General features: G+C 68.9%; 14 protein-coding genes. 10 read left to right on the forward strand and 4 right to left on the reverse strand.

Translation table 11 applies throughout. The features are described from left to right. The 8 genes from ACIQCS_RS06350 to ACIQCS_RS06385 all read left to right on the forward strand — a co-directional run bounded on the left by ACIQCS_RS06350 (position 1) and on the right by ACIQCS_RS06385 (position 10,826). Positions 1-1,140: an AAA family ATPase gene (locus ACIQCS_RS06350; RefSeq protein WP_345851183.1), complete on the forward strand. Its 1,140-nt coding sequence runs from the start codon at positions 1-3 to the stop codon at positions 1,138-1,140. Beyond that, entirely contained in the window at positions 1,137-2,732 is a 1,596-nt protein-coding gene (locus tag ACIQCS_RS06355; protein ID WP_345851184.1) for a hypothetical protein, read from the forward strand. The genes ACIQCS_RS06350 and ACIQCS_RS06355 overlap by 4 nt, the downstream gene beginning before the upstream one ends. Positions 2,733-2,749: 17 nt before the next feature. Further along, positions 2,750-3,967, forward strand: a complete 1,218-nt coding sequence (locus ACIQCS_RS06360) for an AAA family ATPase (protein WP_345851185.1) — start codon at positions 2,750-2,752, stop codon at positions 3,965-3,967. Positions 3,968-3,975: 8 nt separating this feature from the next. Next, complete coding sequence (locus ACIQCS_RS06365) at positions 3,976-4,830, forward strand: XrtA system polysaccharide deacetylase (protein WP_345852083.1); 855 nt, start codon at positions 3,976-3,978, stop codon at positions 4,828-4,830. Then, on the forward strand, positions 4,827-5,900 hold the full coding sequence (locus tag ACIQCS_RS06370) for a FemAB family XrtA/PEP-CTERM system-associated protein (protein WP_345851186.1): 1,074 nt from the start codon (positions 4,827-4,829) through the stop codon (positions 5,898-5,900). The genes ACIQCS_RS06365 and ACIQCS_RS06370 overlap by 4 nt, the downstream gene beginning before the upstream one ends. After that, positions 5,900-7,150 carry a TIGR03087 family PEP-CTERM/XrtA system glycosyltransferase gene (locus ACIQCS_RS06375; protein ID WP_345851187.1) on the forward strand — a complete coding sequence of 417 codons (1,251 nt, stop codon included), beginning with the start codon at positions 5,900-5,902 and terminating at the stop codon, positions 7,148-7,150. Before ACIQCS_RS06370 ends, ACIQCS_RS06375 begins: the two co-directional genes overlap by 1 nt. A 141-nt stretch (positions 7,151-7,291) precedes the next feature. Further along, positions 7,292-8,845, forward strand: a complete 1,554-nt coding sequence (gene xrtA, locus ACIQCS_RS06380) for an exosortase A (RefSeq protein WP_345851188.1) — start codon at positions 7,292-7,294, stop codon at positions 8,843-8,845. Between the two features lie 88 nt (positions 8,846-8,933). Further along, a complete protein-coding gene (locus tag ACIQCS_RS06385) occupies positions 8,934-10,826 on the forward strand; it encodes an XrtA/PEP-CTERM system amidotransferase (protein WP_345851189.1) in 1,893 nt (630 codons plus the stop codon). Positions 10,827-10,863: 37 nt separating this feature from the next. Here the strand turns inward: ACIQCS_RS06385 and ACIQCS_RS06390 are convergent, their stop codons facing one another. The 3 genes from ACIQCS_RS06390 to ACIQCS_RS06400 form a co-directional block, all read right to left on the reverse strand. Further along, a complete protein-coding gene (locus ACIQCS_RS06390) occupies positions 10,864-11,298 on the reverse strand; it encodes an MAPEG family protein (protein ID WP_345851190.1) in 435 nt (144 codons plus the stop codon). A 59-nt stretch (positions 11,299-11,357) separates the two neighbouring features. Continuing rightward, a complete protein-coding gene (locus tag ACIQCS_RS06395) occupies positions 11,358-11,939 on the reverse strand; it encodes a TetR/AcrR family transcriptional regulator (protein WP_345851191.1) in 582 nt (193 codons plus the stop codon). Positions 11,940-12,058: 119 nt separating this feature from the next. After that, positions 12,059-12,838, reverse strand: a complete 780-nt coding sequence (locus ACIQCS_RS06400) for a winged helix-turn-helix domain-containing protein (RefSeq protein WP_345851193.1) — start codon at positions 12,836-12,838, stop codon at positions 12,059-12,061. A 140-nt stretch (positions 12,839-12,978) separates the two neighbouring features. Here ACIQCS_RS06400 and ACIQCS_RS06405 point away from each other — a divergent pair, with 140 nt between their 5' ends. Both ACIQCS_RS06405 and ACIQCS_RS06410 read left to right on the forward strand, forming a co-directional pair. Beyond that, a complete protein-coding gene (locus tag ACIQCS_RS06405; protein WP_345851195.1) occupies positions 12,979-14,475 on the forward strand; it encodes a serine hydrolase in 1,497 nt (498 codons plus the stop codon). Positions 14,476-14,510: 35 nt separating this feature from the next. Further along, on the forward strand, positions 14,511-15,266 hold the full coding sequence (locus ACIQCS_RS06410) for a hypothetical protein (RefSeq protein ID WP_345851196.1): 756 nt from the start codon (positions 14,511-14,513) through the stop codon (positions 15,264-15,266). Between the two features lie 67 nt (positions 15,267-15,333). Here ACIQCS_RS06410 and ACIQCS_RS06415 read toward each other — a convergent pair whose 3' ends face one another. Further along, complete coding sequence (locus tag ACIQCS_RS06415) at positions 15,334-16,419, reverse strand: 1,9-bis(guanidino)-5-aza-nonane synthase (protein ID WP_345851198.1); 1,086 nt, start codon at positions 16,417-16,419, stop codon at positions 15,334-15,336. Between the last annotated feature and the right edge of the window lie 15 nt (positions 16,420-16,434).

Raw genomic sequence — 16,434 nt, forward strand, 5'->3', positions numbered from 1 at the left:
ATGAACGACCAGACTCCCCGCCGGCTCAAGGGGTCGCTGCTCGAACGGGCGGCGCCCTCGTTCCATTATGCGCCCCCGCCGGTCGAGCCGCCCGAGGAAGCGCCAACGCCGCCGCCGGTGCGCAAGCGCGCCGCGGCGCCGGTGGCGCAACCCGCGATGGTGATCCCGCCGCTGGTACCGCAGGCCCCGGTGCCGCCGCCCGAAGTGCAGGTCGAGCCGGCACTCGCGCCGCCGCAGCCCGAGCCGGCCCCGGTGCAGCAGGTGCCCGAACCCATCGTCGTGCCGGAGCCGGAGCCCGCTCCGGAACCGGAACCGGTGCAGCCGGCGCTCGCGCGCGGCATCCCCGCCGAGCCCGAGCCGCAGATCGCCACGGCGCGCCCGGCCGGCCGCCGCACGGCGCCGCTCGACCGCGAAGTGCTGGAACAGGGCGGGATGCTGATGCCCGGCGCGGCGATCACGCCGCTGGCCGAGGAATTCCGCATGGTGAAGCGCCAGCTGCTGCTCACTGCCCGCGCCGTCGCCGCCAAGGATACCGCCAAGGCCGCCGACCGCGCCCGCATGATCCTCGTCTGCTCGGCCCAGCCGAGCGATGGCAAGACCTTCTGTGCGATCAACCTTGCGCTCTCGATGGCGACGGAGAAGGACGTCGAGGTGCTGCTGGTCGATGCCGATTTCCCCAAGCCCGACCTGCTGCCCCGCCTGGGCCTGCCGTCCGGCCCCGGCCTGCTTGACGTGCTGGCGGGTTCGGTGGCGAGCGTCGAGGAGTGCATCATCGACACCGACGTGCCGCAGCTTTCGGTGCTGCCGGCCGGCGCGCGCTCGATCAGCGACACCGAGCTGCTGGCGAGCGACCGTGCCCGCGCGCTGCTCGACGGGCTGGCCCAGGCCAATCCGCGCCGCATCGTGATCTTCGATTCGCCGCCCGCGCTGGCCGCTTCGCCGGCATCGGTGCTGGCATTGCACGTGGGGCAGGTGATGCTCGTCGTGCGCGCCGACAGGACCAGCGAAGGGGACCTGCGCGCCGCGGTGAACACGCTCGATGGCTGCGAGCATATCCAGCTCGTGCTCAATTCCGTGTCGTTCCAGCCGGGCGGGCGGCGGTTCGGCAGCTATTACGAATATGGGGAGGAAAGCCGGTGAAGCGGCTCATCGTCACGGGCGCGGCGTTTGCCGCCGCCATGGCCGTCACTCCGGCCAGTGCGCAGCGCGCGCGCATCACGCCGTATATCGATGCGAGCCAGGTGGTCGCGGCCGATCTCAACGGCGGCGACGTGCTGACCTATTCGACGATCGGGGCGGGGATCGACGCGTCGGTCCAGTCGCGCCGGGTCGAGGTGCAGGTGAGCTATCGCTACGAGCGCCGGTTCGACTATCAGAACAAGCTGAACAACGATCACACGCATAGCGGCCTGGCGACCGTGAAGGCGAAGGTGGCACCGGGCTTCTCGATCGAGGCGGGCGGCATCGCGACCCGCACCCGATCGGACATCCGCGGCGACGTGCAGACCAGCAATGTCGGCAATTTCAGCAATTCGGCCCAGGTCTTCTCGGGCTATATCGGGCCGAACGTGGCGACGCATCTGGGGCCGATGTTCGTCAACGGCGCCTATCGCTTCGGCTATACCAAGGTCGAGGCGCCCGGGCAGACCGGCGTGGCGCCGGGCCAGCCCCGGCTCGACAATTACGACGATTCGAAGGTGCATGTCGCCACCGCCAGCGTCGGTGTGAAATCGGGCACGGTGCTGCCCGTCGGCATCACCGCCAGCGGATCCTACACGCGCGAGGATGCCGGCCAGCTCGACCAGCGCTTCGAAGGCAAATATGGTCGCGGCGACGTGGTGCTGCCGGTGGCGCAGGGCCTCGCGGTGGCCGGCGGCGTCGGCTATGAGCAGATCAAGATCACCCAGCGCGATCCGCTGCGCGACACCGCCGGCAACCCGGTGGTCGACGGGGCGGGCCGCTTCAAGACCGATCCCAACTCGCCGCGCCGCATCGCCTATGACCTGGACGGCGTGTTCTGGGATGCGGGCGTGATCTGGAAGCCCAGCCGGCGCACCTTCCTCGAGGCGCGGGTCGGCCGGCGCTACGGATCGATGAGCTATACCGGCTCGCTCAGCTATCAGGCGAGCCCGGGCAGCGGCATCCAGATCGGCGTCTACGACACGGTCCAGACCTTCGGCCAGCAGCTGAACGGCCAGCTCGCAACGCTGCCGACCGCGCTGGCCAGCACCACCGATCCGTTCGGCAACCAGTTTTCGGGCTGCATCTACGGCACCACGGGCGCGGCGGCGGGCGGCTGCATGAACGGGGTCTTCGCCTCGGCGGCGACTTCGGCCTATCGCGCGCGCGGCGTGACCGCGGTGGCGGTGGCCGGTCGCGGGGGCACCCGCTTCGGCATCGGCGGCGGCTGGGCGCGGCGCGACTTCATCGCGCCGGCGGGCGGCACCGCCTTCACCACCAACGGCACCAGCGACACCAGCATCTACGCCCAGCTCTTCGCTTCCACCGATGTCGGCCCGAACGGGGCGCTTCAGGGCAGCATCCTCGGCAGCTATTACAACAGCGACATCCCGGGGAATGACGGCATTTACGGTTGGGGAGCGAATACGGCCTATACCCATCGCTTCGGGCGGCTGGGCGCGACCCTTTCCGCGGGCGTGTTCGGCTTCGAGCGGGAGGGCCAGAGCTCGGCCAGCGCGCAGGCGTTGGTGGGATTGCGTTACGGTTTCTAAGCGTCGGGACGAAACAGATGTACGACGACCATTACGGATTGAGCGGCCGGCCCTTCCAGCTGACCCCGGATCCGAAATTCTGGTTCGACACGGCCACGCACCGCAAGGCCATGGCCTATCTCGGCTATGGCCTGAGCCAGGGCGAGGGCTTCGTCGTGATCACCGGCGATCCCGGCGTGGGCAAGACCACGCTGATGGGCCATCTGCTCGGCGAGATCGACCGCGAGCGGCTGAACGTGATCAAGATCGTGTCGACCCAGCTCCGCCCCGAGGACCTGTTGCGGCTGGTCTGCCAGGGGCTGGGGATCGACAGCTCCGGCCTGAACAAGGCCGAGATGCTGGGCGAGATCGAGCGCGGGCTGCATGCCGTCGCACGCACCGGCCGGCGCACGCTGGTGGTGGTCGACGAGGCGCAGTCGCTGCCGATCGAGAGCCTGGAGGAGCTGCGCATGCTCTCCAACTTCCAGGCGGGCGGCTATCCGCTGCTGCAGATCTTCCTGCTCGGCCAGCCCGAATTCCGTCTCAAGCTGAGCGATCCCCGTCTCGAACAATTGCGCCAGCGCGTGATCGCAATGCACCATCTCGATCCGATGCAGGCGGACGAAGTCGAGCCCTATCTGATCCACCGCCTCTCCTGCGTCGGCTGGCGGGGCAAGCCGCGCTTCACCAACGATGCGGTGGCGGCGATCCATCGCTGGTCGGGCGGCAGCCCGCGCCGCATCAACCAGCTCGCCAGCCGCGTGCTGCTGTTCGGCGCGGTCGAGGAGATGGAGACGTTCGGCGCGCAGGAGCTGGCCGCGGTGATCGCGGACCTGAACGACGACACGCCGGTCTCGGGCTATCGGCCCGCGCCGGTGGCGACGCCGGCACCGGCGCCGGTACAGGCACCGGTTCAGGCACCGGCGCCCGGGTTTGCGCCTGTATCGGCACCCGCGCCCATGCCCGCGCCGGCACGGCAGCCGGAGCCCTATGAACTGACCGACGTGGCGCCGATGCCGATGGGCGCGCCGGTGCCGCCGCCGCACCCCGCCGATCCGGTGCCGCTGCGCCCCGAGGCCGTAGCGCCCGCGAACGATCCGGCGCTGCAACGCCGCATCACCGAGCTGGAGAGCCAGGTGCGCGACCAGGACGAGGCGCTGCGCCGCGTGCTGGGGCTGCTGGTCGACTGGGTGGAGCAGGGCGAAGGGCAGGGGCGCCGCCCCGACCTTTCCGCCATCCGCGGGAACGCGGCCTGATCCGCATGGTGGTCAACGCCCTCTCGGTCGATGTCGAGGACTGGTTCCAGGTCGGTGCCTTCGAGAACACGATCCGGCGCGACGATTGGGATTCGCTCGAGCACCGGGTCGAGGCGAACACCGACAAGGTGCTGGCCCTGTTCGAAGCGGGCGGCGTGAAGGCGACCTTCTTCACGCTCGGCTGGGTGGCGGAGCGCTATCCCGCGCTGATCCGCCGCATCGCCGATGCGGGGCACGAAGTCGCCAGCCATGGCTGGGACCATCAGCGCGTCTTCACCATGGGGCCGGAGCAGTTCCGCGCCGATCTCGCCACCGCGCGGGCGGCGCTGGAGGATGCGAGCGGAACCCGGGTGACCGGCTATCGCGCGCCGAGCTTCTCGATCGATCGCCGCACGCCCTGGGCGCACGAGGTGCTGGCCGAGGCGGGCTATGCCTATTCCTCAAGCGTCGCGCCGGTGAAGCATGACCATTATGGCTGGCACGATGCGCCGCGCGAGGCCTTCCGGCCGGTGCCGGGCGCCGGGCTGATCGAGATCCCGATCACCCTGGCGAATTTCTTCGGCCGCGAAGTGACCACCGGCGGCGGCTTCTTCCGCCTGCTGCCGGGCGAAGTGACTTATCGCGCGGTGCGGGCGGCGAACGACGCGGCGCGTCCGGCGATCTTCTATTTCCATCCCTGGGAGATCGATCGGGGGCAGCCGCGCGTGCAGGATGCGCCGTTCAAGTCGAAGCTGCGCCATTACAGCCGGCTGGGCGCGATGGCGGGCAAGCTCGAGACGCTGATCGCGGGGCATGCCTGGGGGCGGATGGACGAAGTCGCGGCGCGCGAGGCGGCGCGCCTGGAGACGGAGACGGCGACGTGAACGCTCCCCTGCGCAACCAGCCCGTCGCGCTGCGCGTCGCGAATCTCGGCGACGCGATCGAGCGGGCGCGGATCGGAGCGTTCGTGCACGATCATCCGGAGGGCACGCCCTTCCATCTGCCGGCCTGGAGCGTCGCGGTGGCGCGGGGCTGCGGGCAGCGGAGCCATTATCTGGTCGCCGAGAATGCCCGGGGCGACCTGGCCGGCGTGATGCCGCTCACCGAGGTCCGCTCGCCGCTGTTCGGCAACGTGCTGGCCTCGGCCGGGTTCGGCGTGGGCGGCGGCATATTGACCCACGACGCGCGTGTCGTTTCGCAGCTGGCCGAGGCGGCCTGGGCGCTCGCCGTCGAGCGGAAATGCCCGGTGGTGGAAGTGCGCGGCGGCCCGCTGCCCGGGCCGGAATGGCAGGTGGACGACACCCGCTATCTTGGCTTCGTGCGTTCGCTGGCGGAAGACGATGCGGCGCTGCTGGCCGCCATCCCGCGCAAGCAGCGCGCCGAGGTGCGCAAGGCACTGGAGAACGACCTGAACATCGCGACCGGCTGTAACCCCGCCGACATCGCAGCCCATTATGCCGTCTATGCCGAGTCGGTCCGCAATCTCGGCACGCCCGTATTTCCCCGGACTCTGTTTTCCGAGGTTTTACGCGAATTTGGCAATTCGGCGGACGTGCTTATAGTCCGCCACGGCGGGGTGGCAGTGTCGAGCGTCTTGAGCCTTTACTGGAACGGCACGGTGTATCCCTATTGGGGAGGCGGCACCCGGGACGCGCGCGCGCTGCGCGCCAATGATCGCATGTATTTCGAGCTGATGCGCCATGCCCGCGCCCGCGGCTGCACGCGTTTCGACTTCGGCCGCTCCAAGACCGGCACGGGGGCCGCGGCGTTCAAGAAGAATTGGGGCTTCGATCCGCAGCCGCTGACCTATTACGAGCGGGTGGCCGAGGGCGCCAAGGCGCGCGACGCGAGCCCGGTGAACCCGAAATATTCGCTCCAGGTGCGCGTCTGGAGCAAGCTCCCCTTGTGGATCGCCAATCGCGCGGGTCCCCTGATCGCGAAGGGCCTTGGCTGATGGGCGACATACTCTTCCTTGCGCACCGCGTGCCCTATCCGCCCGACCGGGGGGACAAGATCCGCGGCTTCAACATCCTGAAATATCTCTCGACGAAGAAGCGCGTCCACCTGATCGCCTTCGCCGACGATCCCGCCGACCTGAAGCAGAAGGGCGGGCTGACCAAATATACCGGCAACCGCTCGATCGTGTGGCGCGCCAAGTCGCAACTGGTGGCGGGATTCCAGGCGATGGTCCAGCATCGGCCGGTGTCGCTCACCGCGTTCGACAACGACGCGCTGCGCCAGGCGGTGGAGAACATCCTCGAGCGCCACCGGATCGACACGATCTACGTCTTTTCGAGCCAGATGGCGCAATATCTCCCGCCCCGGCCGCGCCAGCGCGTGATCATGGACTTTGTCGACATGGATTCGGCCAAGTTCGCCGCCTATGCCAAGAGCAGCAAGGGCCCGATGGGTTGGATGCTCGGCCGCGAGGCGCGGCTGCTGCTCGCGCACGAAAAGGCGATCGCGGCGCGCGCCGATGCGAACCTGTTCGTGAGCGAGGCGGAGGCGGAGCTGTTCCGCCAGCGCACCGGCGCCGACCGGGTGCACGTGATCGAGAACGGCATCGACACCGAGTTCTTCGATCCCTCGGCGCATTTCAAGCGCGTCGACGTGATGGGATCGACGATCGTCTTCACCGGCCAGATGGACTATCGCCCGAATATCGAGGGGGTGACCTGGTTCGTCGAGACGATCCTGCCGCACATCCGCCTGGTCCATCCCGACGCGCGCTTCATCATCGTCGGCCGCAACCCGACCGATGCGGTGAAGGCGCTGGGCAAGCATCCGGGCGTGGCGGTGATCGGCGAGGTGCCCGACGTGCGCGGCTGGCTGGCCCAGGCCGCGGTGGTGGTCGCGCCGCTCAAGCTGGCGCGCGGCATCCAGAACAAGGTGCTCGAGGGCATGGCGATGGCGCGGCCGGTGGTGGCGTCCGAGGCGGCCGCGACGGGCATCGACCATGGCGGCACGATCCTGGTCGGCGCGACCGTGGGGGAGATGGCGGAGCACGTCACCCGGCTGCTCTCCAGCCGCCGCAAGGCGACCGAGCTGGGCGAGGCGGCGCGGCAGCGCGTGATCGACCGCTACAGCTGGGAAGCGCGGTTGAGCCCGCTCGACGAAGTGCTCGGCCAGCCGCTGCGCCCTGCCAAGGAAGAGCGCGTCTCCCGCATCACGGACGTGCCGAAGAAGCCGCGGCGGGCGGCGTGATTTCACGCGCGGTGTTTCTCTTTTCTTCGTCATTCTCGCTTATTTCTTCGTCATCCCCGCGCAGGCGGGGATCCAGGGTATCGAGCGACGTCCTGCTTGGCTCTGGATCCCCGCCTGCGCGGGGATGACGGGAGATCTTGTTTGGCCGAGATATCGATTCCTTCGGGCGTAGACGCCGGTAGCGAGGTGCGGGCCGCCGTCACTTTCGACGCGCGCTGGAAGCGGCATGCCGCGATCCTGGCGGGCGTGTGGCTCGCGCTGCTGGCGATCTTCCACCGCGACACCGCGGACCTGGCGACGATCTACTGGACCAACACTACCTTCGGCCATTGCCTGTTCATCGCGCCCGTGATCGCCTGGCTGGTGTGGCAGCGCCGTGCGGAACTGAGCGAGGTGGCGCCCCAGGGCTGGTGGCCCGGCCTGGTGATCGTCGCGGCCGGCGGGTTCGGCTGGATGGTGGGCGACGCCGCCGGCGTGGCGCTGTTCCGCCATGCCGGGCTGGCGCTGATGCTGCAGGGCGCGGTGGTGACCGTGCTGGGGCCGAACGTCACCCGGGCGCTGCTCTTCCCGCTCTGCTACATGGCGTTCCTCGTGCCCTTTGGCGATTTCCTCGAGGGGCCGCTGCAGGACATCACCATCGCGATGGTGATGCCGATGCTGCATCTGTTCGGCGTGCCCGCCAGCGTGGACGGCGTGCTGATCACCACCTCCAACGGCTATTTCGAAGTGGCCGAGGCCTGTTCGGGCGCCAAGTTCGTGATCGCGATGATCGCGTTCGGCGTGCTGGTGGCCAATGTCTGCTACGTCTCGTGGCGGCGGCGCGCGGCGTTCCTGGTCGCGGCGATCGTGGTGCCGATCCTCGCCAACGGCCTGCGCGCCTTCGGGACGATCTATGCCGCCTGGTGGACCTCGGTGGAGGCGGCGACGGGGTTCGACCATATCATCTATGGCTGGGTGTTCTTCGCGCTGGTGATGGCCGCGGTGCTGGCGATCGGCTGGAAATGGTTCGATCGCGATCCCGATGCGCGCTGGTTCGATCCCGCGGCGCTGCGGGCGGTGCCGGCGCGCCGGGTGGATGCGCCGGTCGCGGGGCTGCTGGTGCTGCTGGTGGCGAGCCTGTTCCTCGGCTGGTCGAGCCTCAACGACGCGCGCGCGGCGCCCGTGCCGGCACGAGTGGCGCTGCCGGAGGTTCCCGGCTGGCACCGCGCGCCCTCGAGCATCCGCGCGGCCTGGTCGCCCAATTTCCCGGGCGCGGACCATTTCCTGATCGGCCGCTATGCCGATGCGACGGGACGCAGCGTCGATCTGGCGGTGGCGGTCTATGCCACGCAGCACGAGGGGCGCGAGCTGGTCGGATTCGGCATCGGCGCGATCCGCGAGAATGACCGCTGGGTGAAGATCGAGGACCTGGGCCCCATCCGCCGCGGCGCGGCGCTGCGCATGACCGGCCCCGGCCGCGTCGAGCGCGAGGTGGTCACCTGGTACCGGATCGGCGGCGTCCTGACCGGCAGCGACAAGCGCGTGAAGCTGGAGACGCTGAAGACCAAGCTGCTCGGCGGCAGCCAGGCGGGCGTGGCGGTGCTGCTCTCGGCCGAGCAGGGGAGCGACAATGGCGCCCATGCGGCGATCCAGGATTTCCTGGGCGCGCTTGGTCCCGTCGAGAACCTCGCCGATCGCATGACGGGGGTGCGCTGACTTCCCTCTTTCCGTCATCCCCGCGAAGGCGGGGATGACGAAGTAAGGGAGGCGGGCTAAGCCCGGGCATATGAGGAATCTTCGCTGAATGTGCGGCATCGCCGGCCTTTACTATCCCGCGCTGGCCAAGCCGGTGGACCCCGCGCGGATCGTGCAGATGACCGATGCGCTGGTTCATCGCGGGCCGGACGGCTCGGGCGTGTGGACCAGCGCGGGCGTGGGGCTGGGCCATCGGCGCCTGGCGATCATCGACCTCGAGGGGGGCATCCAGCCGATGGCCACGCCCGACCAGGGCGTGGTCGTCACCTATAATGGCGAGATCTACAATTTCCAGGAAGTGCGCGCCGAACTGGAGGCCAAGGGCGCCCGCTTCGCCACCGACAGCGATACCGAGGTGCTGCTGCACGGCTGGCGGGCCTGGGGGCCCAGGATGCTCGACCGGCTGAACGGCATGTTCGCCTTCGCGCTCTATGACGCCGGGGCGCAGAGCCTGTTCCTGGCGCGCGACCGGTTCGGCGTGAAGCCGCTCCATTATGCCGAGCTGTCGGACGGGGCCCTGGCCTTTGCCTCCGAGCTGAAGGGGCTGCTGGCGCATCCGCTGTTCCGGCGCACGCCGGACTTCAAGGCAGTCGAGGACTATCTGGGGCTCGGCTATGTGCCCGACGATGCCTCGATCCTGGCGGGCGTGCGCAAGCTGCCGGCGGGGCATTTCCTGCTGATCGAGCGCGGCAAGCCGGTGCCGCAGCCGCAGCGCTGGTGGGACATCGACTTCTCGCAGCGCGCGAGCGGCAAGCTGCGCGACCTCGAGGCCGAGCTGATCGACCTGATGCGGAGCGCGGTGCGCGCGCGGATGATCGCCGATGTGCCGCTCGGCGCGTTCCTGTCGGGCGGCGTCGACAGCTCGGCCGTGGTCGCGCTGATGGCCGAGGCGAGCAAGGCGGCGGTGAAGACCTGCACGATCGGCTTCGACGAGGCGGATCATGACGAGACCGCCTATGCGCGGATGGTCGCCGAGCGTTTCGCCACCGCGCATCGGACGCGCAAGGTGGCGGCGGACGATTTCGCGCTGATCGACACGCTGGTGGGCGCGTTCGACGAGCCCTTTGCCGATGCCTCGGCGCTGCCGACCTACCGGGTGTGCCAGCTGGCGCGCGAGAGCGTGACGGTGGCGCTGTCGGGCGACGGCGCGGACGAGGCGCTGGCCGGCTATCGCCGCTACCGGTTCTTCGCCGCCGAGGAGCGCGCGCGGGCGCTCTTGCCGCAGGGGCTGCGCGAGCGCGTGTTCGGCACGCTCGGCCGGCTCTATCCCAAGGCGGACTGGGCGCCGCGCCCGTTCCGCGCCAAGACCACGTTGCTGGCGCTGGCCGAGGGGGGCGAGTTCGCCTATCCGAAGGCGGTGGGCGTCACCGGGCCGGCGTTGCGCCAGGCGCTCTATTCGGATGCGATGCGCAAGGCGCTGGCCGGGCACACGGCCGAGCAGCGCTATATCGACACGATGCGCCAGGCTCCGGCGCGCGACGGGCTGGACCGGGCCCAATATGCCGATATCCGGCACTGGCTGCCGGGCGACATCCTCACCAAGGTCGACCGCGCGAGCATGGCAGTGAGCCTGGAGGCGCGCGAGCCGCTGCTCGACTATCGGCTGGTCCAGTTCATGGCGACGCTGCCCCCGTCGCTGCGGATCCGGGCGGGGCAAGGCAAGTGGCTGATGAAGAAGGCGCTGGAGCCCTATCTGCCCAAGGACGTGCTCTACCGGCCGAAAATGGGCTTCGTGACGCCGATCAGCGCCTGGTTCCGCAAGGCGCTGGCGGAGGAGGCGGCCGCGCTGGGCCGCTCGCGGCTGCTCGCCAGCACCGGGTGGTTCGACCTGCATGCGATCGAGAAGCTGGCCGCCGACCACAAGGCGGGGCGGGCGGAGCATGGCCGCACCCTGTGGCAGCTGCTGATGCTGGAGCGGAGTTTGAACCGGCTGTTCGGATAGTCCTCAAATCCTCCCCCTTCGGGGGAGGATTCTAGGCCTAGCGGTTGAGCATAATCGCCATCCCCGCGCTCGCCGTCAGCGCCACCAGCGCCAGGGTGGAGAGCAGGAAGAACAGGAAGCGGACCGAGACCTTGTTGAAGGTCGCCTGCACCAGGCTGTGCCCGATGCGCAGGAGGACATAGGCCCAGGCGAGCCACAGATTGGGGCCGTCGCCCTGGCCGAGCAGGGCGAGCGTCAGCGCGATCGCGTAGAACAGCGTGGGCTGCTCGTGGAGATGGTTGTAGTTGTGCGCCTTCCACTGGACCGCGGGCGGCAGCACCTTGTCGGCATCGGTGCCCTTGCTGCCGACCAGCTTGCCCATGTCGATGCCGGCCGCCTTCATCGCGGGAACGCGCGTGACGATCGTCCAGACCAGCATGACGAGCGTCCAGGCGACAAGCACCACCACCGGCGCCAGGATTTGACTATGCATTGCAGCCCCTCCCATAGCTGTGAAGCCGGGAGGCTGGCCCAATCGGTTCGCAAATGCAACTAAACCGGGGCGAGCAGGCTTTCGAGGAGCAGGTGCGTCGAGCGGCGCAACGCGGCCTCGTCCTGCGCCGGCCAGACCGCGTTGCGGCAGAGCACGCCCATCACATGCGCCTGGACCAGCCAGCCTGTCGCCGCCGCATCGGCATCGGCGCGTGCCTTGCCGGCCGCGATCAGGCTGCGGGCTGCGGCTTCCACTGCGTGGCGCAGCCGCTCGAGATTGGTGGAGTTGCGCTCGCGCAGGCCAGGATCGCCCGTGCTGGCGGCAGTGATCTCGATGCCGAACCGGGCATGGGCCGGGGAGAGGGCAGGGGCGATCTGGTGAGCGAACAGCGAGTCGGCCAGCGCGGCGATGCTGCTGTCGTCGATCGGGCCGAGTTCGGCGGCGAGCATGTCCGTCACGGCGTGGATCAGCGCGTCGCGGCTCGGGAAATGGCTGTAGAAGGCGCCCTTGCTGATTCCCGCCCGGGTGCAGACATCATCGATCGAAGTGGCGAGCAGCCCGCGCTCGAACAGGCAGTGGGCGGTCGCGTCCAATATGTGCATGCGCCGCTTGGCGGCCGTCGCTTCGGTCAGACGGGGCATTCATCTCTCACTGCTGCGTCAACCGGTGCACTGCATCCGGATTGATGCCGGCATGTTGCAGCGACGGAGCCCGGGGGCGGAGGGTGGCGCGCGGTTCCTCCCGGGCGGCGGGATGCGCCTCAGGCGTGTTCGGCCAGGGCCTTGCGAAGCCCACGCGCCATGTGCTGCGCCAATGCGCGCTGCAGGGGGAGATAGTCGTTGGTGTCCGTCGCCCCGACGAACTGCCCCGACCACAGGAGGCGCCCGCCGCCGCGATCGACGAGATTGACCACCACTACCGTCTGTCGCGGGGTCTGCCGCACGCTGATGCGGGCGAGGAGATCGGCGCCGTCGCCGCTGCCCGGCGCGGCGATGCTATAGCCCTTGGGCAGGGTGTTGCTGACCTCGGCCACGAAGCTTTCGCGCAGGCCCGCGTCGAACTTCGGGAAGAGCACATATTCGCACAGGCCCTGGACCCGCTCGATGGCAATACGGTGCTGGGGCCGGAAGACGGCGCCCTGCGCCCAGACGGCGCCGCTGACGGCGAGCGTGGCGAGCAGGCCGCCCGCCATGGCGAGGCGGCGCGAGCGGCGGGGCGCCCCGGCCGCCGGTGCGGCGTGCACCGTGCCGATGAAGCGATAGCCCGATCGTGGCCGCGTCTGGATGTGCCGCGGCGCATCGGCCTCGTCGCCGAGCAATGCCCGAATGCGGCGGATGCAGGTGTTGAGCGAAGCGTCGCCACCCGTGCCGGCCCGGGGCCAGAACCGATCGAGCAGTTCCTGCCGGCTGACGGTCCGCCCGCGATTGTCGATCAGATAGCCCAGGACTTCCACCGCCTGGGGCGGCGCATCGAGCCGGTCATCTCCCCGGAATAGCTGCAACGCGGCAGGATCCAGGCGGAAATCGTCGAAGCGAAGCATCACATCGTCCACCACAAAGAAATGCCCATGCCGGTCCGGTTGCCCGATGTCAGATCAGGTCACGAGATGTCATTCGGCCCTTTCGACCGGAGAGGATAGCCGATTCCCGATCGACACGCATCACGCAAGGGAATCGCCAAATGCTGACAGAGAATGACCCTTTCCTGCCCGACCGGCGCCGCGTCCTGGGTCTCGGCCTGGCGGGGATGGCGGCGTCGGCGCTCCCGGTGCCGGCGGCGGGCGCGTTCGCTGGCGCGTCGGTGGCGGCGCGGCTGGACGATCTGCTCGATGCCACGGCATCGGGCTATGGCACGGTCGGCTATTCCGTGGCGGTGCTGCGGCGCGGCAAGCTCGTCCATCTTCGCCACGCGGGACTGGCGGATCGCGATACCGGCACGCGGATCACGGCTCGATCCGTCTATCCCATCTTCTCCGTGTCCAAGCTGTTCCTCATCGTCGAGCTGCTGAAGGCCGCCGGGCACGGTGCGCTCGACCTGTCGATGCCGCTCGCCCGGATCCGCGACGGGCTGCCCGATGCCTGGCGCGGGATTACCCTGGCGCAGGCGCTCGCCCATGTCTCGGGCTTGCCGGACTATATCCCGGATTTCGTCGCGCCGACCGAGGAACAGGCGCTGGCCGCGATCCGCGGCAAGCCGCTGCGCTTCGCGGTGGGAACTCGCAACGACTATAACCAGACCAACATGCTGTTCGCGCGCCTGGCGCTGGAGCAGGCGACCGGCACCCCGCTCACCACGCTGGCGGCCCGCCAGTTCCGGGCCGCCGGGATGCGACGCACCGGCTATCACACCGGCTATCCGGACGCCGCGGTGCAGCTGCCCGGCCTGGTATCGAGCTATCGGCCCGTCCCTGGACGCGATCGGCCGCCGGCACGGTTCGTGCTGCCCGTGATGCCGGCCTATAGCTTCGGCTCCTCGGGCGTCTTCACGACGATGGCGGACATGGTGCGGTGGAGCCAGGCGCTGCTGCGCGGCGACCTGCTGCCGCTTGGGGTGCTGCGCGCGTCCTGGGTGCCCTTTCCGATGCCCGGCGGCGCGGCGGCCTGGCACAGCCATGGCTGGGAATATTACCGGCACGGCGACGTCACCATCGTCGGGCATGGCGGCGACGTCCGGCTGGTCTGGCGGCACTTCTTCCGGACGGCGGATCCGGACGATTGCGCGACCGTGATCTATTTCGACAATGGCGGCCGCTCGACCTTCGACCGGCACCGGCTCGTGACGTTGCTGGCCGATCTGGTGATGCCCGGCGCCGCGCGCGCGGCCGAGCTTCAGGAGGAGATGCTGTTTCGCGGCCTCGCTTCCGGGCGCTGGCGCCAGGCGATCGCCTCCCTGGACGCGGCGGCACCGCCGGAGGTGGTCGAGGCCGTCGTCAATCGCGTCGGCTATGACGCCATGCAGATCCTCGACGCCGAAGCCGCGCTGACTCCGTTCGAATGGAACGTCCAGCGGTTTCCCGGTTCCTCGAACGCGCAGGACAGCCTTGGCGAAGCTTATCGCGCGGCGGGACGGATCGAGGCGGCGCGCGCGAGCTATGCGCGTGCCTTGACGCTCGATCCGGGCAATGCGCGCATCAAGGCGATCGTCAGCGATCTGGCGTCTCCATCCGCCGCCAACTGATGCGATTCAATCCTTCTTCTTCAAGGAGCATGACGATGCGTTCACTCCCAGGCCTCGCGATGTACGCGGCCGTTCTCCTGGCCCAGCCGGCGATGGCCGATCCGACCGATGTGGACGTCCGCGTGATCGCGCGCGGCGCCAAGTTCCTCGGCGGCTATGCCGCGCCCGTCAGGATCGTCATGACCGATGCCGATACCGGCGAGACGCTCGCAAGAGGCACGACGTCGGGCACGACGGGCGATACCCAGCGGATCATGGCGGGGGAGCGGGGTGCCAGGAAGTCCGATGCGGATTCCGCCGTCTTCCGGGCCCGGCTGGACATCGACCGCCCGCGCAGGGTGACGGTGCAGGTAACCGGTCCGCTGAGCCAGCCCCAGGCGACGACGACTGCGACCAGCACGCAATGGATCCTGCCCGGGCATCATTTGACCGCCGGGGATGGCTGGCTGATCGAGCTGCCCGGGCTGATCGTCGATATCGCCGATCCTGTGGCCTATCAGTGGGTAAAGCGGGGCGAGACCGTGCGGTTGCGCGCCGGCGTGACGATGTTGTGCGGCTGCGCGCTCTCGGAGAGCGGCCCGTGGCGGGCGAGCGATGCCGAGGTCGAGGCCCATGTCGCCGTCAACGGTGCCCCCGCCGGCCCGTACAAGCTGCAGTTCGACGCCGTTTCGGCCAGTTTCGGCGCGAGCATCCCGGCCATGGCGCCCGGCCTCTACGAAATCGAGGTCCGCGCCTGGATGGGGCCGACCAACAATGCGGGCGTCGCGCGCACCGCCTTCTTCGTGCGTTGAGCGCAAAGGAAAAGGGCGGCCGGGGATGTCCCGGCCGCCCTGTTTTCCGTTCCGATCGCCCGAAGGATCAGGCGAACAGCTTCGCCCAGCCGCGCTTGACGCGCTCGCGCCAGTGACCGCGGTGATAGGCGTCCGACGCCAGCAGCGGCATGACCGAGCCCGCTTCCGCGAACACCATCTGCTCGATGCCGGTGTTGACCTTGCCCCACGAGGCGGCCTCCTGGAGAGTCGAGGACGAGCAGGCGCCGTCACGCACGTCGGCGACGGTGATCTGCACGGCGTATTTGTGCACCTCGACGTCCTCATGGCCGAGGATCTCGGCGCAGACGACGGTGTCCTGGATGAAGTTCTTCGGCACGCCGCCGCCGATCATCAGCAGGCCGGTGGTGCCCGCCTGGATCTTGATCTCGGTCAGCTCGCGGAAGTCGGCGATGGCGTCGAGCACCATATAGGGGCGGCCTTCCTTGGCGGCGTCCACCTGGTGCTTCACCAGGCCGAAGCCGGCCGACGAGTCGACGAAGGCCGGGCAGAAGATCGGCACGTCATGCTCATAGGCGAGCTTGACCAGGCTGTTGTCCTTCTTGCCATGCTCGACGAGATACTTGCCCATCTCGCGGATGAACGCGCGCGACGAATAGGGCTTGGGCTCGAGCGATTCCGCGATCACGTTGATCGTGTGGTCGCAGTCCTGGAGCTGCTCCTCGTCGATATAGGTGTCGTAGATGCGGTCGATGTAGAGCGAGCGCAGCGTGTCGTCGTCGGGGATCTCGAGCGCCTGATAATGCTTGTGGCCCAGGCCCTCGAAGAAATCCATGTCGACGATGGTGGCGCCGGTGGCGACGATCACGTCGACCATGTTGTTGCGTACCAGCTCGGCATAGAGGTCCATGCAGCCGCCGGCCGAGGTCGAGCCCGCGATCACCAGGACGACGGTGCAGTCCTTGTCGGCCAGCATCTCGTTGTAGATCTTGGTGGCGCGGCCAAGGTCGCGGCTGGTGAAGCTCATGTCCGCCATCGCGTCGACGATCGGGCGCGCATCGAACGACGTGATGTCGATGTGCTTGACCTGCTTAGACAGCAGTTCCGCCTTGCGGGTGTCATTGATCGGGGCGTTGGCGCTCGCCTGCTTGTTGAGCGTGTTGGTGTCGGTCATGGGGTTGCTCCCATC

Source organism: Sphingomonas sp. NPDC092440, assembly GCF_044754985.1.
Lineage (GTDB): Bacteria > Pseudomonadota > Alphaproteobacteria > Sphingomonadales > Sphingomonadaceae > Sphingomonas.